This is a genomic window from Kitasatospora sp. NEAU-69, from assembly GCF_057158765.1.
The window spans coordinates 79,533-100,850 of the sequence record NZ_JBWXUE010000022.1 but is presented as its reverse complement, the minus strand read 5'-3'; the positions used below and the strand labels follow the sequence as shown (position 1 = coordinate 100,850).

The following is a 21,318-nucleotide window of genomic DNA, read 5'->3' as shown; positions in this document are numbered from 1 at the left end:
TCCGACCTTTGGAGTTGCGCATGTTCGACACCGCCGACGCCCCCATCGACATACCCCACTGCTCCTGCTGCCCGCGCGAACTGTACGGCGCCGACTACGGCCGGCTCGCCTGCGAGAAGTGCGAAGAGCGCATGTACGAGCGCCTCAACGAGGTCGGGAAGTACTGGGCCAAGCTCCCGGATTCTGCGCTCCGGCCTGTCGGTGAGCGCCAGCCCGGCCGCAGCATGAGCGTGCACCCCGGCATCCCCGGCAATGCCCAGGTCATCAACCTGACCGCAGGCGGCGACGACACCCCACTCGGTAAGCTCATTGCCGTCGAGGACGACTGGCGGCGCGCGGCCGGTTACCGACTGCGGGAGCAGTACGGCCGGCCGACGGTGGCCATGCCACTCGTCCTCAAGTTCCTTCGCCGGCACCTGCCGTGGGCGTGCAGCGCGCACAAGAACCCGCCACTCCTCGAAGACGGATCCGAGCTGCTTCCCGACGTGCAGGCGCTGAGTGAAGCGCTCGGTCCGATCGTCGGCGCGCTGAAGAAGGCCGCGGAAGGTGAGGCACCCGCTCGCCTGGTGCCCTCACGCTGCCTGGCACCGTACGTGGCCGGGTTTGAGTGTGCAGGGCAGGTGCGGGTCGGCGTGTCCATCGAGCCGCGGTGGTGCCCGGAGTGCGGGACACCTTGGGACCGCGAGACCTACATGCGGGTGGCCCGCGAGGCCAACCAGTTCGGAGCAGCAGCATGACCATCTTCTGTTGGATCGTCGCAGGCGTTATGACCTGGGGGGCGCTTCTGTCGGTCGCGAAGGTTGGCCAGCCGAAGCAGCCAACTACCGGCGGGGTCGCGGCCGTCACCGTGCTGATCAACGCGGCGATCGTCACGGGCCTGGTGCTGATCGCGACGGGAGCGTGGCATCGGTGACGGGCCTCGAGCAGACCGTGGTGGCGCGGGTCGAGGTCGCGAAGCACAACGCTCAGGCGCACGTGGACGGATACCGGGCGATCGCGCAGGCCCAGGCGCAGGCCGGGCAGTTGACGGTGCCGGCGGACTGGATCCCCGGCGGTGAACTGTGAACGGATCGCACGAGTATGTTTCTACCGCCTGCCAGCATCAGCTTCACGCTGACTGTCGGCGTACCTGCAAGTTCTGTCCGGCTGGGTGCCGGTGCGAATGTCACACGCCCGTCGTAGAGCACGAGTGTTTCCCCGAGCGTGGCGACGATGAGACTCCGATCCCGCCGTGGTGCCTCGACGGCAAGGTCTTCAACCCGTGCGGCGCTGAACTGGGGTGTGTCGGCGCCTGTGGAACCGCCGGGGACTGCCTGGACGGCCCGTGCCCATGTAACTGCCACAAGGAGGCGTCGTGATCGGGAAGGAACCGCGGCCGGGTGATATCGGTCTGACGGACGTGGATGGCCCGGTGGGCCTGGGGATCCGCGTCGGTCAGTGGCTCAACGGCTCGGGCTTCTCGACCTTCGAGCACGCGTTCCTGGTGCTCGATGGCGGCCGGCTGATCGAGGCGCAGCCGGGCGGCGCGGTCATCCGGCCGCTGTCGGACTACGCGGGCCGGCGCGTCGTGTACGTGGCGCCGACAGGGTTGACGGACGTGCAGCGGGCGGCGATCTGCGCCGCGGCCGCCAAGTACGTCGGGACGAAGTACAGCTTCCTCGATTACGCGGCGATCGCTGCGCACCGCTTCCGGCTGCCTGTGCCGTGGCTGTGCCGGTACGTGGGGTCCACGGGGCACGAGATCTGCTCCCAGCTAGTCGACCAGATCTACGCCGACGCCGGGGTGCATCTCTTCCGGGACGGGCGTTGGCCGGGCTACTGCACACCGGCTGACCTGTACGAACTTCTCGGCCGGAAGGCGCAGCGGTGACGACGACCTATCGCCTCTGGAAGACCGTGCAGCTGTTCGCTGTTGCCGGCGCGGTCGTGTCGTGCGGGTTGATTGCCACGGCCGCGGTGGGCGTCATCGCTGGCGGTGCGGGCCCGTCGATGCCGGGTTCGTTCGTGGTGGTGTTCTGGCTGCTGTGTGCCGTGTTCGGGGCGCCGTTTGCATGGCTGTTCAGCGGTGGGATCGGGGACGGTGAGCAGGGGTGATCTGGTGGCTGCTTGGTGTCCCGGCGTTCGTCGCCTGCATGGTCGGGTTGGGCGTGTCGTTCCGGCGTGAGCGCCGGATGGGTCTGCCGGCGTGGGCGCGGCGGAGACGGGGCCGGCAGCGCGGGGTGCGGTAGGGTGCCGGCCCGTGCCTCATGGACGTCCTTCGAAGCCTGCCCAGTCGGTCTACCAGCAGCTCGGCGTGCCGGAGACCTACTCACCTACGCGCCCGCAACGGCCGCCGGCGCTGGCGATTGTCGCGGTGGGAGTCTTCTGGGCCGCTGTGCTCGGCTTCGTGGGTTTGCTGGCTTTCTCGGTGTTTGGCCCCACACTGGTTCGTCCCCCGGCGACCCCGGTGCCGATGTCGAGCGACACGTGGGTACTGCCGACGTTCTCGGCGGCGCCCGGGATTGTGTGTGTGGATGGCTGGGTGTCGCATTCGCGTGGCCGGGGGACGTGTTCGCATCACGGCGGGGAGCGTAGGTAGCCCGTGGCCCCCGGCGTTGTCCGGGGGCTGGTTTCTGCTGGTGGGGGCGCCTATGGTGGCGTCACGATCTTGACGCTGGGAGGCGCTGATGTGTGCTGACACGATCTGGGGCGGTTTCACGATGGACTCGTCGTGGGGTGGCATCGTGGCCGACTCGGGCTGGAACGTGTGACAGACACCCACTGGGGCGGCTGACCGATCCGGCGTGTAGCGCCTGCCGCCTTACTGGCCTCGGAGTGTCTGGGCACCGCGCGGGGTGACGGCCAGGATGTGGACGGGGCCGTCGCGGATGTCGTCGGCGGGGTGAAGGTGGAGGCCGTGTTGGCGGAGGAATTCGCCGACCTGCGGCATGATCGCGGAGTGGATGAGGACCTTTTCGAAGCGGGGGCATGTGGTGGGCATACGCTTGAACCTTTCACTACTGGCCGGTAGGGCAATCTGTCCTATCTAACACCCGCCGGCCAGCGAGGCGAACATGTTGCCCGTGAGGCAACACGGGAATACGCGCAGGTCAGGCCGCTTCGTCCAGTCCGCCGATTGCCCGGTCGAGTGCCGAGCAGGCACCGTCAGGAAGTCGCGGCCCCCAGTCGTCGAGCCACTCCCGTACGCGCTGCACGGAGGACTCGGCCTCGCCCCGCTGCCGGCGCAGCGCCTTGATCACACCGACGTCTTCGGCGTGCTCCTCCCGCAGGTCTGCGAGTTCGGCGCGGTACGCCTCAATCAGTTCATTGAGGAACGGAAGCGGGTCGGGGGCGTCGCTGATCTCGCCGCCCCGGTTTTCGAAGTGCAGGTCGGAGGCGACGGCGCAGCGGAGCCGGTTGATGATGCTTGTCTGGTCCATGGGCCGGTCGGTCACGACTCCTCCTCGACGGGCAGCCACTTGATGACGGTCACCAGCTGTTCCTCAACCATGGTCGCCTCGACGGTGTCGCCGTACCAGCCGTGGTCGTCAGGGCTGTACTCATCGACCTCGTAGTCGCCCATGTCGATGCGGGTCTCGTACTCGATGGCCCACGTGTCGCCGTTTGCGTCTTCGAAGACACAGCGCCGCAGTTGGGTGTACTTGAGGATGCTGACGGGTTCGTCGGCGAGGATGTGATCGGGGAAGTACTCGGGCTCGTTCGGGCCCTCGGGTGGCAGTTCGAGGGCACGGAGTTCGTCGATGGTGAACGTGCGGGTGATGGGCATTGCTACCACTCCTCGTCTTCGTTGGGGTCTTTCCCGTCCCACGGGGTGCAGCCGTCCTCGGCGAGTACGGTCTCCAGTTCGCTGGCGAGGTGCACGAGGCGCCACGGCCGGCTGCTGTCGAGGGTACGTTGGGCAGCCTTGACCAGGGCCTGTTCGGCGATCTCAAGGGCCGTATCCCAATGACGGGTCCGGGGCTGGTAGCGGACGAGGACGTCCTTGCCGTGCCGGATGGTGGTGCCTTGGGTGTGGCCGATGTCGCGGGACTCGACCTCGAAGACGAGTCGGCCGCGGTCGGTGTCGAGCTCGATGAGGTGCCTCACGCGGGACGTGACGGTCACGGCTGGCCTGCCTCGTCGTAGCACACGCCGCGGCAGTGATCGCAGGTGCCGATGAGCTCGTGGCGGGGCTCGTCGCATGGCTTGCCGCACGGGTTCCCGTCGGTGCGTTCACAAGCCAGCGTCACCATGCGTGGGCTGTAGAGACCGCAGCCGTCGTGCAGGTAGTAGCCGTTATCGGTGGCGTACATGCGGACGCGGGTCACTTGCAAGGTACGGCCCTTGTCGGGGCCGTCGAGGACGGTCAGCCAGTCTCCGGCCTTGTGCATCACGGCTGCTCCTGTCTGCTGTCGTGCTTCTCAAGGTGCTGCCGGATGTCGTCGGCGCTGAGGCGGCTGGTGGTCTTCATGAGCTGTTCCAGTTCGCCCATGATTTCCCACCAGTCGGGGTGGGCTTCGAGATCCATGACGGCCTGGCAGGCGTCCCTGTCGGTGCAGATGACGGGGAGCCACAGCCCGTCGCAGGAGATGGTCCAGCCGCCGCCGGTGTCGGCCGGGCCGTAGATGCTGTAGCCGTCAACCTCTTCGGGAAAGGTCATGGCTGCTCCTCCGGGTTGTTGGCGAGGTATTCGTGCCGGTAGCCGCCGAGTTCGGCGATGCGCACCTGGCCGGCTTGCCACTGACTTGGTCCGTCGGGCCCGTCGAGGGTGTCGCTCCAGCCAGGCTGATAGTCGGGATGGTGGCGCCACATGCGGGTGAAGTACCGCATGGTGGAGCAGGGGAATCCGTGGGCGGGGTCGCAGGTGACGCAGCGGGCCCAGCTTCGGCCACTGTGGTCCATGTATGGGGAGTGTTGGACGACGGCGAGGCGCAGGGACTCGATGCGGACGGTGGCGTTGTCGCGTTCGGGTCCGGCCGGCAATGCCTGGGCTTCGGTGAGGTCTTCGCGGAGGCGGGCGTGGACGAAGTCCTCGGCGTGGAACTCCCACAGCCAGCCCGAGTCGCCCTTCCCGGTCATCTCTGGCTCTCCTGGTAGCAGCCGTAGCAGTCGTCAACAGTTCCGTTCTCGCAGCAGTGCTGGTTGAGTGGGGTACCGGTGTCGGCGTGGAGCCGGTAGTCGTCGAGGATGCTGTCGAACTCGTGCCAGAACTCTTCACTCTCCCCGTGGCGGTCGAAGCGGTCGCGGTGCGCCTTCAGCCACTGCTCGACCTGGTCTCCGCGGCGGGGCAGCGGTTCGGGCTGGTGGCTGGGGCCGGTGTGAGTGATGGCGTCGGCGAACTGGCGCCAGAGGCTGCGGTTGGTCACGGCTGGCATCCGATCTGGTGGTCGCCGGCTCCGTCACACACCGGGCACGGCTCAGTGGTTGGCCGCGTCGCGGGCCGTTCGTGCAGGTAGGTGAAAGCCTCGCAGCCTTCAATCCCCCAGGCGGCTTCCCGCGGCTCCGCGTCGGGCAAGTCCTCGAACGCGCCGAGGCCGCCGAGGTGCCGTATGAAGTAGGACTCTTTGCCGACGGCGAGGGCCAGGTCGAGCCTGCCGCCTTCCTCGGTGGTCTCGCCGATGATGTCGCCGACCTGGTAGCGGGGCGTGGGGTTGTCGGTCACTGCTTCTCCGGGTAGGCGTTGACGGTGACGTCCACGGTGGCGTGGTAGCCGGCACCCGCGAGTGCGGCGTTGAGCAGGTCCGTGATGTGCTCGGCCTCGTCCTCGCTGTCGCTGTCGAGGTTGCCGATCCACATGTCGGCGGTCGCGTAGTGGCTGCTCACGGCTGCTGCTCCTCGGGGGCGAAGACGATCAGGCTGGACGGCCAGTGGCCGCCGCCCTTGAGCGGGTCGATGTGGTTGGCGGCGAACTGCATGCCGTCCTGGAACTGCTGGACGGTCATCGGGCTGTTGGACTCGACGCGGATGTCCTTCGCGGCTTCGGTGACGGCTCGTCCGCCGATGGCCTGCTGGTAGCGGAGGAGGGTGTCCTCGGCTAAGTGGTGGCGGAGGAACGTGTTGATGTCGGCGGGGGTGGCGTGGAAGCGGGACGGCTCGTTGGTCACTTCGCTTCTCCGATCCTCTTGATCAGCTTGCCGATGTGGTCGCGCAGTTCGGTGTTCTCCTTGCGGCTGTACTCCAGCACGTCCTCGGCCTGACCGAGTTCGCCGCGCAGCCGGAGGATCTCGCCGAGCATGTCGGCGTAGTCGCGGCGGATGGTGGCGGCCGTGTACTGGGATGGCCGGTTGCCGTGTTCGCGGAGCGTGCGGAGCTGCTCGCCGCTCAGGGACTCGGTCACGGCTGGTCCTTGAGGTGGTCGAGGATCTCGTCAACGGCGTTGGGGAGGCAGTTGTGCCGGTTGCCGGGGATGTCGGTGGTGCTGTTCTCCAGGTCGTGCAGCCAGTCGGGGTTGGCGTCGGCGAGCCAGGCACGCACGGCAGCCTGGACCTGCCGCCGGTTGGTGACGATCGACCATTCGTCGGGGTCGGTGTCGTCGGCGGGGAGAACGATCGGGGCGGGGATGGTCACTTCTGCTCCTGGTGGACGAGTTCGGCGCAGTACAGGGCGTACTTGCTGCTGTAGTCGGAGTGGCCGACAGCCTGCTGTTCGACGCGCTCGATGGCGGCGATCGGGAGGGGCTTCCTGCCGTCCTCGGCGCCGGCCTGGTGCATGACGGCGCGTTCGTGGAAGACCCATTCGGGCTCGCCGTCAACGATGTCCTCGCGGGCCGAGCGTTCGGCCTGGGCGGCGGTGAGGACGTTGAGGAGGCGATCGCGGAGGGCGAGCTTCTGGTCGAGCTGGCGGGGCGTGATGGTCACTTCGTCTCCAGTGCGTATCCGGTGCGGCGGGGCTTGCCGGTCTTGGTGGTCGGGGAGTCGTGGAGGAACTTGGCGAGGATCCGGCGGGGCCGCTTGCCGTCCTGGGCGTCAACGACCTGCGCACTATCGGCGTGGACTTCGACGATTCGGACGAGCGGTCCGCCACGCGGGTCGCAGGATCGGTAGATCTGGCCGGGCTGGATGGGCATGTGCTGCTCCTTGTCAGATGGGTTGTCCGTCGCAGTTGACGGGTCCCTCGGGTCCGTTGTGGATGCCGAAGCATTCGCCGCAGTCGGGGTCGTCGGTGACGTACACGTCGTCGTCGCGGATGGTGCCGACCCAGACGTGCTCGGGCTGGCCGTCGAGCCAGGAACGGCGATCGGGGTTCACTCAGCGGCCCCGCCTCGGGCGATGGCGGCGGCCTTCGTGCAGTCACGCGAGTCGATCCACTGATCGCCGGCGCCGATTCGGGGTTTCGGCGGCAGGTGCCACGGCGACGCGGTGAAGTCACTCTCGATCTCTTGGGCGACTTGCTCGCGCACGTGGGCCTCGATCGCGGCTGCGAGGGTGGCGAGCCGCCGCCGGGCCTTGGCGGCGGCATCGATGGGCATGAACCGGAACGACTTCTCCAGCTGGGCGCGGGCGTCGGCGGCGGCCTGCTCGGTCGGCTTGGTGGTCATTACCACTCCTTGGGGTTGATGGCCTCGAACAGGACCCACCGGTTGCCGGCGGGTTCCCACTGCTTGACGTGGATCCGGGTGACGCGGGAGACGCCCTGTTTGACGAGATCGGCCTCGTAGCGCACCTTCTCGTACGCCTTGGCCTCGCTGGTGTGTTCGGTGCGGATCGGCTTCGACTTGCGGGTGGCCATTGCGGCCTCCTCAGTTTTCGTTGCGGATGGTGTCGCGGTTGGGATTGTGGTCGGGGATGCCGCAGCACACACCCGCTTCGGGCAGGAGTCGGGCGAGGCGCGGCCATCGGGTGAAACGGGCGGCGCAGCGGCAGCAGGTGTAGATACGCCACGGGCGGGGCTGCTCGCCATTGATGGCGACGGCGATGGTGTGACACACGGGGCATCGGTGGGGCTTGTCGATGTTCCATGTGGTGGGACGGTTCACTGCTGCTCCTCGGTGGGCACCCAGGGCCCGTAGGTGATGGTGCGCTCGACGATGATGGTGCCGGGATACGCGGCACGGAATGGCTTGAGGCGGTTCTCGGCCTGGTCCAGGGTTGGGGCGAGGTCGGCAATTTCGCCGTTGGGGAGTTGGATGCCGTACTCGCGGTCGGGGTCGGTCACTTGGGCTCCTCCTCGGTGTCGTCGTCGCCGTGGTCAGGCCGGCAGGTCGGCATCGAGCCGGGCGCGGTCGTGTTGTGGGTGTGCCAGTTCGACGGCGGGGATCTGGGTGTCGGTCATGGCGGGCCCTCAGAGCTTGTTGGGCTGGATGTCGAAGGCGGTGACGGCGCCCCCACGGGTTTCCGGGTACAGCTCGCGGATCTCGTCGCGGATCGAGTTGAAGAGGTCGAGGCGGGTCTGGCCGGGCCCCGGATTGCGGGTGCCCTGGTAGCTCCCGAGGCGGGCGCCGTACGCATTCGGGGCCTGGATGGTCATGAACCAGAAGTGGGTGCCCTGCTCGTCGCTCGGCGGGGTGGTGTCGGTCATCGTGCTGCTCCTACGGGTTGGTGTGGCTGGTGATCTCGGCGACCCGGGCGTTGGCGTACGTGTCGTAGGCGGCGTGCTGGTCCGAGGTGGTGTCCCACGGGTCGTAGTTGGGGTTCGATGCCGTGAACTCCTTGCAGGCCTGAACGTGGGCCTGATAGTTCGCGTTGTAGGCGGCATCCTCGGGCCGGGTGCTGGTCACTGCTGCTCCTCACGCGCGCTTCAGGTAGACGGGCTGGCCGTTGACCGCGGCGCCGATGGTGCGCCCGTCGCGGCTGCCGATCCAATGGGTGACGGACCCCAACGGGATGCCCTGGTCGGCGAGTTGGCGTCGCGCCCACTCGGGCAGAGTGTCGGGACGATTCGGGGCGTGCGTGGCGGTGGACATGATGCTGCTCCTCAGTTGGCGTGGTCGCTGGCGTACGGGCACTGACCGTTCTCGTTGAGGACGCCGGTGCAACCCCAGCCGTGGACCGACTGCTCAGTACAGAAGGTCAGCACGGCATCCCCAAGTGGGCGGAGGGCGTCGGCGAGTTCCTGTGCTGCCGTCAGGATGTTCGGCCAGTTGTTGCGGGCAGCCGCCAAATTGTGACGGCTCCGGGCCTGCGCGAAGGCCGACTGGGCGGGGGCCAGCTGGGGATAGCGTCGAGCCCAGTACAGGGTGGCTTCGTCGAGCATGGACAGCGGGCCGGTGTACTGCGGGTCGAAGTGCTTGACCCGATCGAGCTCGCTGGCCATCTGCCTGGCGGTGTAGTCCTTGAACACGGTGCTGCTCCTTGGTGTGGGTGGGCTGCCGGTGAACGCACAGCCCGGGGCGGTTAGTTGGCGTCGTGCCACTCGTAGCGGGCTTCCTGCCGGACCACGGTGCGGTCGAGGATGCGGATGACGAACCTCCACGGCATCCCGGATGGGTCCTCGGGCCGGGCTTCGATGCTGCCGGCGAAGTCGTTGGCGGGGAACGCGTCGATGATGGACTGCAGTTCGGCCTGGATCTCGTAGCCGGAGTACGGGCTGGCGGTGAGCGGCACGATGGCGTCGGCGGTAATGACGGTGACGCGCCCGGTCGCGGTGCCCTGAACGGTCTCGATAGTGGCGAGTCGGAGGTCCTGACCGAGGAGCCTTTGGCCTCCTCGTGGGCCTCGTGTCGTACAGCCCTGAATCTGCGTCCACGTGAGTGGCGGGGTGATGGCGATTCGGCCGGTGTGATGGGAGTCGTAGCCCATGTCGGGTCCTTTCGGGTGGACCGCCCGGTGCGTTGACCGGGCGGCCAGGACGGTTAGAGGTGTTGTTCGATGGCCTCGCCGATGCCCGCCACGAGGGAGGCGCGCATGTCGTCATCCATGTCCGGGGCGAACGCGAACAGGATTCTGGCGATCGGCTTGCCGTTGGCGTCGAGGGTGAGTTCGGCGTCGGTGTCGGGCTGCAGTCCGTCGGCGCCGAGTTGGACGGCCCAGTGGCCGAGGGGCGCGGCTTTCCGCCGGAGGTCGTGGATTTTGAGCTGGGCGGCGTCGAAGTCTCCCCCGCCGAGGCTGTCCCAGAGGTCGTCGCCCTCCATCATCTCGCCGACGCCCATGTAGTCCGGGTCCTCGGCGTTGATGTCGAACTGGCGGGCGGCCTCACGGTGGAGGTTGGCGTCGGTGTAGGGCAGATCAGGCATGGCGCGCTCCTTCGGTTGGGTGGGCCCGGCCGCCGGGGCCGCCGGGCGGGGGCGGTCAGTTGGTGGGCTGTGTGGTGGCGGTCTTCCACTGGGCATCCCGCCACTCCTGCACCTCGAACACGGCGTCGGACAGGCACATGACCGCCTCGTCAGGGTCACTCTCGCGGGCCTCGACGATCCGCGGAACACCATCGGTCCAGTCGATGACGTATTCGCCGTCCGGGTCGAGGCCGGCGCCGGGCGGGCAGGTGCAGGGCGATGTCGGGAGGGCGTAGTACTGCTGCTTGATGCAGCACGCGGTGTGACGCTCTGACACGTGGGGCTCCTCGGGTTGGGGTGGCCGCCGGGCACGGCCACCAGGTCAGAACGGGCTGATGGCGCTGTTCGACATCCGGTAGGCGTACCCGTACTCGGGGTCGAGGAGCGGGCCGGCGGATCCGTGGTGGTACTCGGCGATCGCGCGGAGGAGGGTCTGCTGGGCGGCGAACAGGGCGTGAGCCTCGGTCTTCAGGTACTGCTGTACCCAGGCGGGGATCCCGTCGGCGGGCGCGTTGGCGCGGATCTCACTGTCGAGCTTGTCGAGGGCGCCATGCCAGGTGGACAGCATGTCGAGGTGGCCGCGAATGATCTTCTTGGCTTCGGCGAGCGGGTAGGTGCCGCGCGTGGTGCGGTCGATCTCGTTGGAGATTTCGCGGATGCTGCCGCCGGTGAGGCTGTTGAAGCTGTCCGGGATGCGGCCGGTCGCCTCTTCGTAGTGGGCGGCCGCGTCGTGGCTGGGCCGATGGGGCGGGGTGGTGCCGAGGTCAGGCATTGGAGTCCTTCCCGAGGGGCAGCTTCCTACTCTTCAAATGTACATCACGCCCTTATGTACGTCAAGCCGCGATGCTAATATCGACTCCATGGACACCAACGCCGCCGACCAGCCCATTGCCACCGCACGCGCCAACCTCTCCGAACTCATCACCACCGTTCGGATGCTGCGCCGCTCCTACTTCCTCACCAGCCGCGGCAAGCGACAGGCCGCCGTCGTACCGGCCGAGCTGGGCGAACTGGTCGAACGCGCCGGCGGCCCAGACAAGGCGGCAGGCATCCTCAAGGAGCACCTGAGTGGGACACATTGAGCACCGATCTCAACCGCCGAACAGCCCTCTACCGGCTCTATGACCAAGCCGATCGGCTGCTGTACATCGGAATCGCCTTCGACCCACAGATTCGCTGGTATCAGCACGCGAGCAGCGCAGAGTGGTGGGGGCAGGTCGCCCGCCGGGAAGTCGAATGGATCGCAACGCGAGGCCTCGCCACCCTCGCCGAAGCCGCTGCGATCAAGTCGGAGGGGCCTCTGTACAACGAGGTGCACAACACGGGCCACTGTCCAGGACCGAGCAGGGTTGAGCGCATCCCGAGCCGTCCGGCTCGACCTTGGAACAGTGCGGAGCTGGACAGGTCGGCGCACCTCTATGCCCAAGCGTTAGCAGAGCGGGATGCTGCCCGCCGCGCACTCCAGGCCGAGGCCGTCAGGGCGCTCCAAGCTGGCGTCAAGCAGGTCGAAGTCGTCCACAAGACTGGCTGGACCCGCGAGTACCTACGCCGGCTCAGGCAGAAAGCCGAATCCTCGCCCGGCCCAGCCGAGCCCGACGGCCCCTGACCCGCCCCGCCCGAGCACACGACAGGATCACCACATGGGACAGCAGATCATCAGGCAGCCAGACGGCCGACTGGCCGTCTTCTCCAGCATCAGCGACTCGTTCATCGTCGTGGACGCCACCCCGGAGGAGATCGTCGAGTGGCGCGCCGAGCAGGCCGCCGAGCAGGCACGCGAGCGCACCAAGGTCGAGCTGAAGCGCGTCCTGGACGAGGGTGTTGACCGGCCCTACCAGCAGTTCACGCTGACGTGGGAGGAGGCAGCGCGGAGGGACCGGGAGTCGGGCGCCTGACACGACGAAGCCCCCGCCGTGGCGGGGGCTTTCGCATGTCCGGGTCAGGCCGAGACGGACGGTACGTCGAAGATGGGTCAGCCTGGCCGCTCAAACGCGGCCCGCTGCTCCGCGCTCAACGGCAACGCAACCGCATAGAGAAGCTTCCAGCCCTGAAGGAACGGCCCGGTCGCCCGCAGTCGATGCCCGCACGGCTCGAACACGACCCGTACCCCGCCTTCGGCGACGCTCGTCTCGGTCGCCCGGGCTGCCGGCTCCCGGCACACGAAACACGGCAGGGAGTCCGCGACGACGAGGGCGCTGTCGGATGTCATGAGGACCGCTTGCCCCATGGGGCCGCACGAACGCCACCCGTTGGGGTGGTTTTGGGTGCCTCAGTCCCCGAGTGGCTCGCGCGGGTCACGGCCGGGCTCGGCGCCGTCGATCGACACGATCTCGTAGCCGGCCTTGTCCGCCGCGTCCCATACGGCGGCGGCCTGTTGCTGGGAGTTCCTGGTCCCAATCAATCGCCTGGGGCGCCCGCGGTACGTGGCAATGCGCGGACTGTCGGCCGCGGCGGCGGCCATCCCGATAGTCCACCGGACCGTCACCTCATCCGGCGAGTTCGACTCCGACGTGGGCCACGTCTCGACGAATCCGAGCCAGCCACCCGCAGCGGTCACCTGCGCGTTCCACGCCTGCGCCTCGATCGGGTCCCCGGAGATTCTGCTGGGCGCGACGGCGATGATCAGCTTGCCCCGGCAGCCTGCGACGGCCCGGTCGAACACAGGGCCGGCGCAGCTCACGCCGTACTCCTCGACCCACTCCGTGATCGCGTGGCCGGTCGTGGCCGCCCATGCTTCGATCAGCTGCTTCTGCTTCTCGCCAGCGAAGCCGGGGTTCGGGGATCCGACACGGATGTAGCCGATCACGGGCGGCTGGGTCTCGGTCATGGTCTCAGGCTAGCGGCGGGGGCTGTCGTCCGGGGCCGGATCCGCAGGCTGGCAGGGTGTGGTCCAGTGCTGGTAGGTGATCTGGGTCCAGCCGGCCCAGGTCTTCGGGTCTGCTGCGGCACAGGAGTCGATGACGAAGCCGGCCTCGCCCAACACCACGATGGCATCGGTGATCGGCGGGACTGCGGTCGGCTCGTCCGCGGGCGCGATCAGGTAGCGGCCGGGCCCGTCGGGGTCGGCCATCTCGTAGACCGGCTTCACGTCGAGGGTCAGGATGTCGCCGACCTGGCCGCTGGGCCCGTCGATGCGCAGCCACCACTCGGCGTTGCGGAGTCCGAGGGTGGCCATGTGCGGGACGGGAAGGCCTTGCCGGGCGGGGCGTGGGGCGGCTGCTGCCTGCCGTTCCCGTCGGATGCCTGCGTCGAACTCGTCGAAGGTGCGGATGAGATCGGCGGCGAGCCGGTCCTCAGGGGTTGTCATGCGGCCAGTCTGCCATCGGCCAGTGACAGCCGGGGCCCGCATGCCCCGTCCCGGCCCGTGGCGGCCCCTCTGGCGGCCGAACGCGGCCCGCAGGCAGCCCCGGGGGCATCCGGGGCGAGAACGGGCCGCTACGCGATCCACCCGGCGCGCTCAGGTACCGTCGCCCACCTTCCGCAGTTCCGACGCCTCACACAGCGCCGACCCGATGAAGAACCCCAACGCGCGCACCGTCCACCGGCCCTGCGTCTTCCCGCCCGGCTCCTTCTCATCCACGATGTACCCCACCCGGCCCACGGCCCGCGGATCGTCCTTGCAGGCCACCACCAGCACCTTGTCACCACTGTTGAACATCACGACTGCTCCTCATCGGTCCATGGGGTGTAGGTCACGCGGCGGGACGCGAACACGTACCGCGTCTCGGGCTCGCCGTGCTGGATGGCGCGGAACATACCGAGGGCCGACTCCTGCTCGTACTCCGCCCGCTTCGACGGCCAGGGCGCCGATGCCAGCGGCGAGACCATGTCGCGAGCCCCGTCCGGGTACTCGATGAGATAGCCCCACTCGATGAACTCCTCCGGCTCGGTCATGAGTCAGCCCCTCAGCCCCGGTAGGCGGTCAGGAGCCACGCAGGCTGCTCCTGCAGCGGCGTCAGGCCCAACACCTTGAGCGCCTTTCGGAGCCGGCTGTCCGCGCCGCCACCAGCCTCCAATACCAGCATGGCCGGGTCGATCTCTTCCGACTCGCCGAGGTACGCGCCGTACTGCTTCGTGACGAGCAGCAGATCCTCGGCTTCGTGGCCGGTGCGCTCCAACTGCACGCCCAGCCGTGCCTCGGCGGCGCGGAGCCGGTCGAAGTAGCCATCCACGGTGTAGTCGCCCTCGAAGAAGCCGACGGAGGCCAGGAGTCGCTTCTTCGCCGCCTCGTCAAAGGACTCCTCATCGTCGAGCCAGTCGAGGTTCAGGCCCCACTCGTCGGAGTCGTCGGGGTGGACCTCGCGGACGAGCCAGCGGCCGTCGCTGCCTTGGAGCCGGTAGCCGTAGGACAGTTCAGCCTTGATCGTGACGCCCATGGTGGCGTTCCTTTCGCGGTGGTTTGTGGTTGTTGTCTCGTGCCTCGGGGCACACGGGTACCCCTGTGACCTGTCGGTTTGCGCTCAACTCGCGGACGAGGAGCAGGCGGTGGGGCCGCCGGCGGGATGTGCCGGCGGTGTGGGCGCGTCAGTAGTTGGCGCGCTACTCGTAGTCGCCTTCCCAACCGTTCTCGTCCCCGTCGGGGAACAGGAAGTCGGACGTCATGGGCTCGGCGCAGTAGCACTCGTCGTCCGGGCATCCGCGGCTGCAGCTCTCGAACTTCGGGAGCGGGGGGAGCGGTCGGGTCGGTCGGGGCTTCTGGAGTCGGGCCACGATGGGTACGAGCTCGCCGTCCACCCACATGCTGGTCTCCCGGTACTCGAACTCGTCGTTGGCGTCGTTGGCGTTCGTCATGGTTGCTCTCCCGTCGGGGTGAAGTCGTTCCAGGATCCGCTAGTTCGGCTCGCCGCGGGTCAACGCCGTGAAAGCGTCGCCGGCCTGAGCCACGTACCCGCACAGCCAGTCACAGCCGCCGTCCCGGCCGGAGCCTTCGAGGTGCAGCTCCTCGTGCAGCTCGTCTACGGTGGTCCAGCCGACGTCGCTTGGGCCGCGGACCGGCGAGCGGCTGCATCCGTGGAACATGCGCTGCGCGAGGTACGTCACCGGGTTCTCGCGGGCGTCACGCCAGGCGACATGCCCATGCAGCCAGCGGGCGAACGTCATCGGCAACACCACGGCCGGCTTGCGGCCCGAACCGACGCAGCGCGTATGCCAGACGAACCCGTCGGCGGTGACAGTCCCGACGATCGGCCCATCGGGGTCGTACGGCTGCTGGTGCTTGTACAGGGTGCCGTTGTTGCGAATCCGGATCGTCTCCTCGCACACCGGACACAAGCCGGTCGCGATGATCGTGGTGGGCATGATGCTCCTCTCTGGGATGGGGCCGACCGGCTCGGTCGGCCCCATCACGACGTCAGGACTTCGCGTACGGGAGCAGGCGGGTGAGCTCGGGCTGCCACGACAAGCGGACCCGGCCGCCAGTCCCACCGCGACGGTTCTTTGCCACCGTCAGCACCACCTCGTCCTCGGCCGGCGAATGCGCCAGCAGTACCGTGTCCGCCGCCTCCATCAGACCGCCGACCAGATCCGTCGGCTGCGGTTCCCCCTCGACCCGGCGCGCTAGGTGAGCGGTCGCGACGATCGTCACCCCGAACTCCTGCGCCAGGTCACGCAGGGCCTGGATTTGCTGCCGCCCGCGCCCGGTGCCGTCCTCGGACCGCCAGTTTGAGGTCAAGGCGACGAGCTCCAAGCCGTCGGCCATCACCAGGCGGGTCGGCTTGGTGCCGGCCGCGCGCGTCGCCAGGTTCTTGCGCATGGCCGGGATGTTGGCTGGCGAGTCCTCCCAGATCTCGACGAGCGTGTCCGCGATCTCGGGTCCGAAGGCCTTGATGCGGGCGAGTTCGTCGTCGCTGAGGGTGTGGTTGTGCATCTTGGCGCTGTCGATGCCGAGGCGTTCGGAGATGATGCGGGTCATCGTCTGGTGGTGGTTGATCTCGGTGGAGTACAGCAGGGTGCGGTGGTTGAGGTCGAAGCCGACGTGGATGGCCATGTTCAGCGCGGTCATGGACGTGCCGGAGCTGACGGGGCCGGCAAGGAGGACGAGTTCGCCGGGGTGCAGGGCGATGTGGGCGTTCAGGTCGGGCCACGGGGTGGGCAGGGGCTCGGTCATGGGCTTGTTCCTTCCGGATTGGTGTGGGTGATCACTCGCGGGCCATGTCGGAGAGGGTTCCGTAGTGGGCACGCCAGGCGAGGGGGCGCATGAGGCCGGAGGATCCGCCGCGGTTCTTCGCGATGTGGACCTCCAACTCGCCTGCGCCGGCGCCTGAGTAGCCGCCTTCTTCGTCCCGCTCGCGATGCAGGAGCAAGATCACATCGGCGTCTTGCTCCAATCCGCCACTTTCGCGCAGATCGGATGCTTTCGGGCGCGGTTCCGCGCGATTCTCCGGGCCGCGATTCAGCTGGGAGAGTGCGATCACCGGGATGTCGAACTGCTTGGCGATCAGCTTCATCTGCCGGGACAGGTGGGCGACTTCCTGCTGTCGGTTTTCGAACCGCTCCGAGGCCTCCATCAGCTGCAGGTAGTCAACGACGGCGATCTTCGCGGGGCGTCCCTGCCCGGCCATCCACCGCAGCCGGGCACGGATCCGCTGCGGGGTGATCGCCGGACTGTCGTCGATCAGAAGCGGGGCGTTGCGGACCTCGGGCCGCACCTTGTCCAGCCGGGCCCGTTCCTCTGCTGTCAGTCCGTTGGGGTTCGGCTTCGTGAACCGCTCCAGCAGCACCTTCGCCCGATAGGCGGCGATCCGCTCGTAGATCTCGGCGCGACCCATCTCCAGCGAGAAGATCGCCGCCGGCTTGCCTTGGCCGATCGCAATGTCCTGCGCCGCACCGATCCCGATCAGGGACTTCCCGTTGCCCGGCCGCGCCCCCACCACGATCATCTGGCCGCCCCGCAACGTGATCTCGCTGTTCAGGTCCCGCCACGGCAGCAACACCGACGCCTCCGGCCGAGTCCCTGCCTGATCCGCCCACTCGTCGAAGTCATCCGCGACCCAGCCGAGTTCCTGCTCCTCCACGTTCGCCGCCGCGGCCTGCACCTCGGCCATCGCCGCGTCCATGTCCCGATCCGCGTCGAACTCCGGGCTGGACGCCTGCTGCAGGATCCGCACTGCGGCCTGGTGCAGCTTGCGGCGCGCGGCATCGCCGGTGACCTGGTGTGCGTGCCAGCGAACGCCTTCGGGGCCACCGATGACGCCGTGGCTGGCAAGGTCGGCGATCCGGCCGATGTCGTGCCCGAACAGGCGCATCTGGCCGCTCTGCTCCAACTGGCGGGCCACGGACGGCGGGTCGATCCACGCGCCAGCCTCGGCGAGGCGGATCGCGGCCTGGTAGGCGGCGGCACAGTCCAGCTGGTGGAAGTGTTCGGGCTTGACGGTCTCGGACGCGACCTCGCCGAGGTCGCGGCGGCTGATCGCGGCGCCGGCGAGGGCCCGTTCGGCCATGAGGACGGCCGGGGTCGGGGCGTAGCCGCCGGGGATGGTCTCGGTGTCGGCGGTCATGCGGCGGTGGCCTTTCGGGTGCAGGGGCAGGGGGCATAGGAGCCGTCGGCCTGTTCGATCTGGCCGTAGTCGCAGCCGTTCTCGCCGCAGAACGTGGGGTCGGCCCAGGCCGTCTTGGCCGGTCGGGGCGTGGCGGCAGCCGGCTTCGGCGGGAGGTCCTCGATGCGGTACTTCAGGGCGCCGGTGCGGCTGCGGACGGGTCCGAGGTCTTCGGTGAGCTTCGCGGCCAGCTCGTCGTCCAGCTGCCAGCCCTGGCTGTGGGCGGCTTCAAGGAGCAGCGGCGCGAGATCCTGTGCGGTTCGGCGTCCGGCTGCCCAGCGGCCGGGCAGGGCTTGCAGGAACGCCGCTGCCTTGTCGGTCTGGCTGGGAGTGAAGTCCTCCCCCGCCTCCGTCGTTTCGGGCGCCGGGTCGGGCACGGCTCGCGGCTTCGGCATCCGGGAGGAGGTGGTCTTCTTCGTCTTCTTAGAAACGTCTTCTTCCTGGACAGTGGGCTGACCACCCTGGTCAGTATTCTGACCAGCCGAGTACAGCCCGCTGACCACCTGGTCAGCATTCTGACCACCACAAAGACGGACACTCTGGACAGGGAAGGGCTCGTTGAACGCGATCTCGTACAGGTTCGTCGTCTGGCCAGCCGCACCCGAGGTGACGATCCGGACGGCGCCGACCGCAGTCAGCTCCTTCACGTACGCGATGACGCTGCCGCGGCTGACCTTCAACTCCTTCGCCAGGGTGGCGTAGCTGGGCACGACGCGCTCGAAGTGGCCGTACTTGCCATGGAGCCAGCCATAGGTGGCGATGGCTTGGAGGGAGACGCCGGCTTCGTAGAGCCACAGGGGGATCCGGCCGTACTTCGTCTCGGTGCTCCGCCCACGCATGTTCTCGATCACGGGTTGCTGGTCTCCAGCTTGTGCGCGGCGCTGCCGCGGGGTGGGTGCAGGGGTGGGTGCCGCCCGGCTGGAGTGTCGGGCGGCTGGGGCCTCAGTGGCCGGGTGCGTCGGGGATGCGCGGCGCGGTGCCGGTGACGATGTGCGCGGCGGCGTGCCCGTCGTGGGCGGGCTCAAAGCCGGTCCGGACGTCGGTGTAGCCCAACTCGCGGGCCTGCTGGGCCTTCTCGACGGTTCGTCCTGCCGCGTTGGTGTTGCTGGCGGCGATACGGAACAGCGTCACAGCGCACCGACCTGTCCGCCAGCGAGCGCGCGGGCCATCGCGTGGCGCAGGAGGTTCGCGCCGTTGCGGTCGTGGCAGCGGACAGCGTGGGCGAGGAGGGCGCGCAGCCGGTCGATCGGCCCGAGAGGGCGGGGCTTGATACTGCCGATCGCGGCGTTCTCGGTCGGGCGCGGGGCGGTCGTGTTCATGCGGCACTCACCACCCAGTCGGGGGTGACGTCGCGGAGGTCGCCGAAGAGTTCGGCGAGGATCTGCCAAGCGGACGGCCGGTCGAGCTGGGCCGGGCTGTAGGCGGCGACGATACCCTCGGCGGTCCGCAGGAACCGGATCGGGACGTAGGCGTCGGCGGGCAGGGCCGGGGCGAGCGCGGCCAGCTGCGGCGGGGTGGGCTGTTCCGTGCATGCAACGCGTGCCATGATTGGGACATCTCCGATCTGCACCCTGGGTTGTCTAGGCCTTGGTGGGTGCGTCGAGTGTTCGAGGGGCTCGGCGTTAGCGCGCTGGGCCTCTCTTCGTTTTGGGGTCAGGCTGCGGTCTGCAGGAGCTCGTTGACCGTGGTTCCGTAGGCGGCGGAGATGAGCATTACCGCTTCGAGGGACGGGCTGCGTCGGCCGTTGAACAGGTGCGACAGGGTCGCCTCGTGGATTCCGGTGCGGGCGGCGATGAGCCGGTTGTTGGTGTCTCCTCTGCGTCGGGCGTGCTTTTCGACGACGTCGCGGGAGAGTCGGAAGTTGGGCATGGGCACCTCTTGGGCGTGGCTGTGGCGGGGTTTGGTGCACCGGTCGGTTCTTGCGCGGCAGGTCAAAACTACTCCTTAACGACCGCGCAAGCAAGTTAGAGGCGGAATCGACCCGCCCGAGCATGCTCAAGATGGTGCGCTTTTCGTCTAACCTGGCGGTAACTTGCTCGCGCGGTCGATAACGACGGAGGACAGCCATGGCCGACATGAAGACATTCGCAGACTGGCTCCACGGCCAGGTCGTCGCCGCCGGCTACGACCTGAGCAGCCAGCGCTCCGGCGGGAAGAGCAAGCTCGCCAACGACGCGGGAATCGCCCTCTCCCAGGTGCAGCGCGCACTCAGCGGGACCGCGAAGCCCGACATCGGCACGCTTCGGGCCATCGCCCACGCCCTTGAGATCCCCATGGCAGTCATGCTCGTACGGTCCGGGACGATCGATCAGGCGGACCTCGACGAGCCGGTAGTGCCCGCGTCGGAGCTCGACGTTCGCGCCTACGGGTTGCGACGTGGCGTACCGGCCGATCGACTCGATCACTGGGCCGATCTCATCGACGCCGTCACTGACACGTTCACCAGCGACCGATCGCATCACGGGTCCGTAATGCCATGACACGCCCCGCCATGCCCTGACACGCTATTCCCGCCCGACCACACCAGCAGGAGCAGCGCCATGGCCACCCGACTGCCCACAGCCATCACCGCCCGGGACCTGCCAGAGATCCGCGCCGAGCTCGCGGTGTGGCTTACCGACCCGGGTCCGATTGGTGGCCCCGTAGTCTGGTCCGACCACTTCGATCCGGCCGAGGCCGCCCGCGAACGCATCGCCGCCGCCGACTGGGCCCGGTCCCTGCGCGTCGCCGATCTCTACTACGCCAACGCGGACATGGCACGCCTCGCCGTCAGCGCCGGGGCGGCCCTCCCCTCCTACGGGCTGCACCCCGAAGACCTGCCAGCCCGAAACGGCCTCGTCGCCTGGGAAGAATCGGTCGCCGAAGCCTACGAAGGCGGCGAGTTCACGGGCGCCCCGATCACTGCAGCGACCTGGGCCGTGGCCGGCAATGGTGTTCAGATCCGAACCTGGGCCACCCGCGAGAACTGGCTGCGGTTCATGGGCGCCGGTGACGCGCGGGCCGGCCTTCGCGAGCTCACCGCGACAGAGATCAAGGCCCTCCGCCGACATCACCCGCAGCCGATTGTCAGCCTGCACGCCTCCTATCTGCCGTTCGGCAAGATCCCCGGCTGGCTGCGGGGCGTTCCCGAGGACACCAGCGGAATGACGCTGATCGAGCTCGCGTCCCACGAACAGGCCTTCGGTCAGCTGGAACAGGCCGAGCGCGCACTGGTCGTCACATGGCTACTCATGGGCCAGACGCTCGCCACCACCGAAACGCACTTCGCCAGCAAGGCGTCCGCGAGGCGGATCGCCCGCCTGGACGCCAGCCTCCTTACCGCAGTCCGCTACGTGCAGCTGCGCCATCGCAGCCCCGCACCCCAGGATCGGGGCGCCAGCGACGGCACCGGCCCCCGGTACCAACACCGGTGGGTCGTTCGTGGTCACTGGCGCAACCAGTTCTATCCGTCGCGGAACGACAGGCGGCCGATCTGGATCGACGACCACGTCAAGGGCCCGGAGGGCGCGCCGATCCTCGATCCAGACAAGCTCGTCAACATCCTGCGCCGCTAAGGCTCGTCGTTGCCCTCCTCCTCGGAATCACCGTCGTCCG

The 21,318-nt window shown here is 68.3% G+C and carries 52 protein-coding genes; 10 read left to right on the top strand and 42 right to left on the bottom strand.

The features are described from left to right. The first annotated feature begins 20 nt into the window (after positions 1-20). The 5 genes from AC060L_RS24725 (at position 21) to AC060L_RS24705 (ending at position 2,094) form a co-directional block, all read left to right on the top strand. Positions 21-737 (top strand): hypothetical protein, encoded by a 717-nt coding sequence (locus AC060L_RS24725; protein WP_483801093.1) that lies wholly within the window; start codon positions 21-23, stop codon positions 735-737. After that, complete coding sequence (locus AC060L_RS24720) at positions 734-913, top strand: hypothetical protein (RefSeq protein ID WP_483801092.1); 180 nt, start codon at positions 734-736, stop codon at positions 911-913. The genes AC060L_RS24725 and AC060L_RS24720 overlap by 4 nt, the downstream gene beginning before the upstream one ends. Next, positions 910-1,065: a hypothetical protein gene (locus tag AC060L_RS24715; RefSeq protein ID WP_483801091.1), complete on the top strand. Its 156-nt coding sequence runs from the start codon at positions 910-912 to the stop codon at positions 1,063-1,065. Before AC060L_RS24720 ends, AC060L_RS24715 begins: the two co-directional genes overlap by 4 nt. A 289-nt stretch (positions 1,066-1,354) precedes the next feature. Then, entirely contained in the window at positions 1,355-1,870 is a 516-nt protein-coding gene (locus AC060L_RS24710; protein WP_483801090.1) for a C40 family peptidase, read from the top strand. Beyond that, positions 1,867-2,094: a hypothetical protein gene (locus AC060L_RS24705; RefSeq protein ID WP_483801089.1), complete on the top strand. Its 228-nt coding sequence runs from the start codon at positions 1,867-1,869 to the stop codon at positions 2,092-2,094. Before AC060L_RS24710 ends, AC060L_RS24705 begins: the two co-directional genes overlap by 4 nt. Positions 2,095-2,800: 706 nt before the next feature. On the opposite strand, the gene AC060L_RS24700 is transcribed toward AC060L_RS24705, so the two are convergent. The 28 genes from AC060L_RS24700 to AC060L_RS24565 form a co-directional block, all read right to left on the bottom strand. After that, positions 2,801-2,980: a hypothetical protein gene (locus tag AC060L_RS24700; protein ID WP_483801088.1), complete on the bottom strand. Its 180-nt coding sequence runs from the start codon at positions 2,978-2,980 to the stop codon at positions 2,801-2,803. Positions 2,981-3,089: 109 nt separating this feature from the next. Next, positions 3,090-3,434 (bottom strand): hypothetical protein, encoded by a 345-nt coding sequence (locus AC060L_RS24695; protein ID WP_483801087.1) that lies wholly within the window; start codon positions 3,432-3,434, stop codon positions 3,090-3,092. Beyond that, entirely contained in the window at positions 3,431-3,766 is a 336-nt protein-coding gene (locus tag AC060L_RS24690; RefSeq protein WP_483801086.1) for a hypothetical protein, read from the bottom strand. Before AC060L_RS24690 ends, AC060L_RS24695 begins: the two co-directional genes overlap by 4 nt. A gap of 2 nt (positions 3,767-3,768) precedes the next feature. Further along, complete coding sequence (locus tag AC060L_RS24685) at positions 3,769-4,086, bottom strand: hypothetical protein (protein WP_483801085.1); 318 nt, start codon at positions 4,084-4,086, stop codon at positions 3,769-3,771. Between the two features lie 14 nt (positions 4,087-4,100). Further along, on the bottom strand, positions 4,101-4,373 hold the full coding sequence (locus tag AC060L_RS24680) for a hypothetical protein (RefSeq protein WP_483801084.1): 273 nt from the start codon (positions 4,371-4,373) through the stop codon (positions 4,101-4,103). Beyond that, the gene (locus AC060L_RS24675; RefSeq protein ID WP_483801083.1) at positions 4,370-4,639 is read right to left on the bottom strand and encodes a hypothetical protein; all 270 of its coding nucleotides are present in this window, start codon (positions 4,637-4,639) and stop codon (positions 4,370-4,372) included. Before AC060L_RS24675 ends, AC060L_RS24680 begins: the two co-directional genes overlap by 4 nt. Then, on the bottom strand, positions 4,636-5,058 hold the full coding sequence (locus tag AC060L_RS24670; RefSeq protein ID WP_483801082.1) for a hypothetical protein: 423 nt from the start codon (positions 5,056-5,058) through the stop codon (positions 4,636-4,638). The genes AC060L_RS24675 and AC060L_RS24670 overlap by 4 nt, the downstream gene beginning before the upstream one ends. Then, positions 5,055-5,345, bottom strand: coding sequence for a hypothetical protein (locus AC060L_RS24665; RefSeq protein ID WP_483801081.1), 291 nt, complete (start codon positions 5,343-5,345; stop codon positions 5,055-5,057). Before AC060L_RS24665 ends, AC060L_RS24670 begins: the two co-directional genes overlap by 4 nt. After that, the gene (locus tag AC060L_RS24660) at positions 5,342-5,641 is read right to left on the bottom strand and encodes a hypothetical protein (RefSeq protein ID WP_483801080.1); all 300 of its coding nucleotides are present in this window, start codon (positions 5,639-5,641) and stop codon (positions 5,342-5,344) included. Before AC060L_RS24660 ends, AC060L_RS24665 begins: the two co-directional genes overlap by 4 nt. Then, positions 5,638-5,802, bottom strand: coding sequence for a hypothetical protein (locus AC060L_RS24655; protein WP_483801079.1), 165 nt, complete (start codon positions 5,800-5,802; stop codon positions 5,638-5,640). The genes AC060L_RS24660 and AC060L_RS24655 overlap by 4 nt, the downstream gene beginning before the upstream one ends. Continuing rightward, on the bottom strand, positions 5,799-6,083 hold the full coding sequence (locus tag AC060L_RS24650; RefSeq protein WP_483801078.1) for a hypothetical protein: 285 nt from the start codon (positions 6,081-6,083) through the stop codon (positions 5,799-5,801). Before AC060L_RS24650 ends, AC060L_RS24655 begins: the two co-directional genes overlap by 4 nt. Continuing rightward, on the bottom strand, positions 6,080-6,316 hold the full coding sequence (locus AC060L_RS24645; protein ID WP_483801077.1) for a hypothetical protein: 237 nt from the start codon (positions 6,314-6,316) through the stop codon (positions 6,080-6,082). The genes AC060L_RS24650 and AC060L_RS24645 overlap by 4 nt, the downstream gene beginning before the upstream one ends. After that, the gene (locus AC060L_RS24640; protein ID WP_483801076.1) at positions 6,313-6,546 is read right to left on the bottom strand and encodes a hypothetical protein; all 234 of its coding nucleotides are present in this window, start codon (positions 6,544-6,546) and stop codon (positions 6,313-6,315) included. Before AC060L_RS24640 ends, AC060L_RS24645 begins: the two co-directional genes overlap by 4 nt. Further along, positions 6,543-6,836, bottom strand: coding sequence for a hypothetical protein (locus AC060L_RS24635; protein WP_483801075.1), 294 nt, complete (start codon positions 6,834-6,836; stop codon positions 6,543-6,545). The genes AC060L_RS24640 and AC060L_RS24635 overlap by 4 nt, the downstream gene beginning before the upstream one ends. After that, the gene (locus AC060L_RS24630) at positions 6,833-7,045 is read right to left on the bottom strand and encodes a hypothetical protein (RefSeq protein WP_483801074.1); all 213 of its coding nucleotides are present in this window, start codon (positions 7,043-7,045) and stop codon (positions 6,833-6,835) included. The genes AC060L_RS24635 and AC060L_RS24630 overlap by 4 nt, the downstream gene beginning before the upstream one ends. 13 nt (positions 7,046-7,058) lie before the next feature. Beyond that, positions 7,059-7,226 (bottom strand): hypothetical protein, encoded by a 168-nt coding sequence (locus AC060L_RS24625; RefSeq protein ID WP_483801073.1) that lies wholly within the window; start codon positions 7,224-7,226, stop codon positions 7,059-7,061. After that, positions 7,223-7,516, bottom strand: coding sequence for a hypothetical protein (locus AC060L_RS24620; protein WP_483801072.1), 294 nt, complete (start codon positions 7,514-7,516; stop codon positions 7,223-7,225). Before AC060L_RS24620 ends, AC060L_RS24625 begins: the two co-directional genes overlap by 4 nt. Beyond that, positions 7,516-7,707: a hypothetical protein gene (locus AC060L_RS24615; protein ID WP_483801071.1), complete on the bottom strand. Its 192-nt coding sequence runs from the start codon at positions 7,705-7,707 to the stop codon at positions 7,516-7,518. The genes AC060L_RS24620 and AC060L_RS24615 overlap by 1 nt, the downstream gene beginning before the upstream one ends. A 10-nt stretch (positions 7,708-7,717) precedes the next feature. Then, a complete protein-coding gene (locus AC060L_RS24610) occupies positions 7,718-7,954 on the bottom strand; it encodes a hypothetical protein (protein WP_483801070.1) in 237 nt (78 codons plus the stop codon). Beyond that, on the bottom strand, positions 7,951-8,133 hold the full coding sequence (locus tag AC060L_RS24605; protein WP_483801069.1) for a hypothetical protein: 183 nt from the start codon (positions 8,131-8,133) through the stop codon (positions 7,951-7,953). Before AC060L_RS24605 ends, AC060L_RS24610 begins: the two co-directional genes overlap by 4 nt. Positions 8,134-8,259: 126 nt before the next feature. Beyond that, a complete protein-coding gene (locus AC060L_RS24600; protein WP_483801068.1) occupies positions 8,260-8,496 on the bottom strand; it encodes a hypothetical protein in 237 nt (78 codons plus the stop codon). Between the two features lie 10 nt (positions 8,497-8,506). Beyond that, a complete protein-coding gene (locus tag AC060L_RS24595; protein WP_483801067.1) occupies positions 8,507-8,695 on the bottom strand; it encodes a hypothetical protein in 189 nt (62 codons plus the stop codon). 9 nt (positions 8,696-8,704) lie between these two features. After that, on the bottom strand, positions 8,705-8,881 hold the full coding sequence (locus AC060L_RS24590; RefSeq protein WP_483801066.1) for a hypothetical protein: 177 nt from the start codon (positions 8,879-8,881) through the stop codon (positions 8,705-8,707). 11 nt (positions 8,882-8,892) lie between these two features. Then, positions 8,893-9,258 carry a hypothetical protein gene (locus AC060L_RS24585; RefSeq protein ID WP_483801065.1) on the bottom strand — a complete coding sequence of 122 codons (366 nt, stop codon included), beginning with the start codon at positions 9,256-9,258 and terminating at the stop codon, positions 8,893-8,895. Between the two features lie 53 nt (positions 9,259-9,311). Continuing rightward, on the bottom strand, positions 9,312-9,716 hold the full coding sequence (locus AC060L_RS24580; protein WP_483801064.1) for a DUF6205 family protein: 405 nt from the start codon (positions 9,714-9,716) through the stop codon (positions 9,312-9,314). Between the two features lie 53 nt (positions 9,717-9,769). Next, positions 9,770-10,150: a hypothetical protein gene (locus AC060L_RS24575; RefSeq protein ID WP_483801063.1), complete on the bottom strand. Its 381-nt coding sequence runs from the start codon at positions 10,148-10,150 to the stop codon at positions 9,770-9,772. Between the two features lie 55 nt (positions 10,151-10,205). Next, positions 10,206-10,466, bottom strand: coding sequence for a hypothetical protein (locus AC060L_RS24570; protein WP_483801062.1), 261 nt, complete (start codon positions 10,464-10,466; stop codon positions 10,206-10,208). Positions 10,467-10,511: 45 nt separating this feature from the next. Further along, positions 10,512-10,961, bottom strand: coding sequence for a hypothetical protein (locus tag AC060L_RS24565; protein WP_483801061.1), 450 nt, complete (start codon positions 10,959-10,961; stop codon positions 10,512-10,514). Positions 10,962-11,049: 88 nt separating this feature from the next. Between AC060L_RS24565 and AC060L_RS24560 the strand changes: the two genes are divergently transcribed. From AC060L_RS24560 to AC060L_RS24550, 3 genes are read left to right on the top strand one after another with little or no spacing between them, the layout of a single operon-like run. Further along, complete coding sequence (locus AC060L_RS24560; protein WP_483801060.1) at positions 11,050-11,271, top strand: type II toxin-antitoxin system prevent-host-death family antitoxin; 222 nt, start codon at positions 11,050-11,052, stop codon at positions 11,269-11,271. Then, entirely contained in the window at positions 11,268-11,795 is a 528-nt protein-coding gene (locus AC060L_RS24555; protein WP_483801059.1) for a GIY-YIG nuclease family protein, read from the top strand. The genes AC060L_RS24560 and AC060L_RS24555 overlap by 4 nt, the downstream gene beginning before the upstream one ends. Positions 11,796-11,829: 34 nt before the next feature. Beyond that, entirely contained in the window at positions 11,830-12,084 is a 255-nt protein-coding gene (locus AC060L_RS24550; protein WP_483801058.1) for a hypothetical protein, read from the top strand. Positions 12,085-12,458: 374 nt separating this feature from the next. On the opposite strand, the gene AC060L_RS24545 is transcribed toward AC060L_RS24550, so the two are convergent. The 14 genes from AC060L_RS24545 to AC060L_RS24480 all read right to left on the bottom strand — a co-directional run bounded on the left by AC060L_RS24545 (position 12,459) and on the right by AC060L_RS24480 (position 19,593). Continuing rightward, positions 12,459-13,016, bottom strand: coding sequence for a recombinase family protein (locus AC060L_RS24545; RefSeq protein ID WP_483801057.1), 558 nt, complete (start codon positions 13,014-13,016; stop codon positions 12,459-12,461). Positions 13,017-13,025: 9 nt separating this feature from the next. Next, complete coding sequence (locus AC060L_RS24540; protein WP_483801056.1) at positions 13,026-13,496, bottom strand: hypothetical protein; 471 nt, start codon at positions 13,494-13,496, stop codon at positions 13,026-13,028. 150 nt (positions 13,497-13,646) lie between these two features. Continuing rightward, the gene (locus AC060L_RS24535) at positions 13,647-13,847 is read right to left on the bottom strand and encodes a hypothetical protein (RefSeq protein ID WP_483801155.1); all 201 of its coding nucleotides are present in this window, start codon (positions 13,845-13,847) and stop codon (positions 13,647-13,649) included. Further along, positions 13,847-14,083: a hypothetical protein gene (locus tag AC060L_RS24530; RefSeq protein ID WP_483801055.1), complete on the bottom strand. Its 237-nt coding sequence runs from the start codon at positions 14,081-14,083 to the stop codon at positions 13,847-13,849. Before AC060L_RS24530 ends, AC060L_RS24535 begins: the two co-directional genes overlap by 1 nt. An 11-nt stretch (positions 14,084-14,094) precedes the next feature. Then, positions 14,095-14,565, bottom strand: a complete 471-nt coding sequence (locus AC060L_RS24525; RefSeq protein ID WP_483801054.1) for a hypothetical protein — start codon at positions 14,563-14,565, stop codon at positions 14,095-14,097. A 163-nt stretch (positions 14,566-14,728) separates the two neighbouring features. Continuing rightward, positions 14,729-14,980, bottom strand: a complete 252-nt coding sequence (locus AC060L_RS24520) for a hypothetical protein (RefSeq protein WP_483801053.1) — start codon at positions 14,978-14,980, stop codon at positions 14,729-14,731. Between the two features lie 39 nt (positions 14,981-15,019). Beyond that, positions 15,020-15,487 carry a hypothetical protein gene (locus AC060L_RS24515; protein ID WP_483801052.1) on the bottom strand — a complete coding sequence of 156 codons (468 nt, stop codon included), beginning with the start codon at positions 15,485-15,487 and terminating at the stop codon, positions 15,020-15,022. Positions 15,488-15,539: 52 nt separating this feature from the next. Then, complete coding sequence (locus tag AC060L_RS24510; RefSeq protein ID WP_483801051.1) at positions 15,540-16,295, bottom strand: DnaB-like helicase C-terminal domain-containing protein; 756 nt, start codon at positions 16,293-16,295, stop codon at positions 15,540-15,542. 31 nt (positions 16,296-16,326) lie between these two features. Beyond that, the gene (locus AC060L_RS24505; protein ID WP_483801050.1) at positions 16,327-17,685 is read right to left on the bottom strand and encodes a replicative DNA helicase; all 1,359 of its coding nucleotides are present in this window, start codon (positions 17,683-17,685) and stop codon (positions 16,327-16,329) included. Then, positions 17,682-18,575 (bottom strand): hypothetical protein, encoded by an 894-nt coding sequence (locus tag AC060L_RS24500; RefSeq protein ID WP_483801049.1) that lies wholly within the window; start codon positions 18,573-18,575, stop codon positions 17,682-17,684. Before AC060L_RS24500 ends, AC060L_RS24505 begins: the two co-directional genes overlap by 4 nt. Positions 18,576-18,666: 91 nt before the next feature. Next, positions 18,667-18,855, bottom strand: a complete 189-nt coding sequence (locus AC060L_RS24495) for a hypothetical protein (RefSeq protein ID WP_483801048.1) — start codon at positions 18,853-18,855, stop codon at positions 18,667-18,669. Beyond that, positions 18,852-19,043, bottom strand: a complete 192-nt coding sequence (locus AC060L_RS24490) for a hypothetical protein (RefSeq protein ID WP_483801047.1) — start codon at positions 19,041-19,043, stop codon at positions 18,852-18,854. The genes AC060L_RS24495 and AC060L_RS24490 overlap by 4 nt, the downstream gene beginning before the upstream one ends. After that, on the bottom strand, positions 19,040-19,270 hold the full coding sequence (locus AC060L_RS24485; protein WP_483801046.1) for a hypothetical protein: 231 nt from the start codon (positions 19,268-19,270) through the stop codon (positions 19,040-19,042). Before AC060L_RS24485 ends, AC060L_RS24490 begins: the two co-directional genes overlap by 4 nt. Before the next feature lie 107 nt (positions 19,271-19,377). Next, a complete protein-coding gene (locus AC060L_RS24480; protein ID WP_483801045.1) occupies positions 19,378-19,593 on the bottom strand; it encodes a helix-turn-helix domain-containing protein in 216 nt (71 codons plus the stop codon). 197 nt (positions 19,594-19,790) lie between these two features. Here AC060L_RS24480 and AC060L_RS24475 point away from each other — a divergent pair, with 197 nt between their 5' ends. After that, positions 19,791-20,204, top strand: coding sequence for a hypothetical protein (locus tag AC060L_RS24475; RefSeq protein ID WP_483801044.1), 414 nt, complete (start codon positions 19,791-19,793; stop codon positions 20,202-20,204). 60 nt (positions 20,205-20,264) lie between these two features. Further along, positions 20,265-21,278 (top strand): hypothetical protein, encoded by a 1,014-nt coding sequence (locus AC060L_RS24470; RefSeq protein ID WP_483801043.1) that lies wholly within the window; start codon positions 20,265-20,267, stop codon positions 21,276-21,278. Positions 21,279-21,318 lie beyond the last annotated feature (40 nt).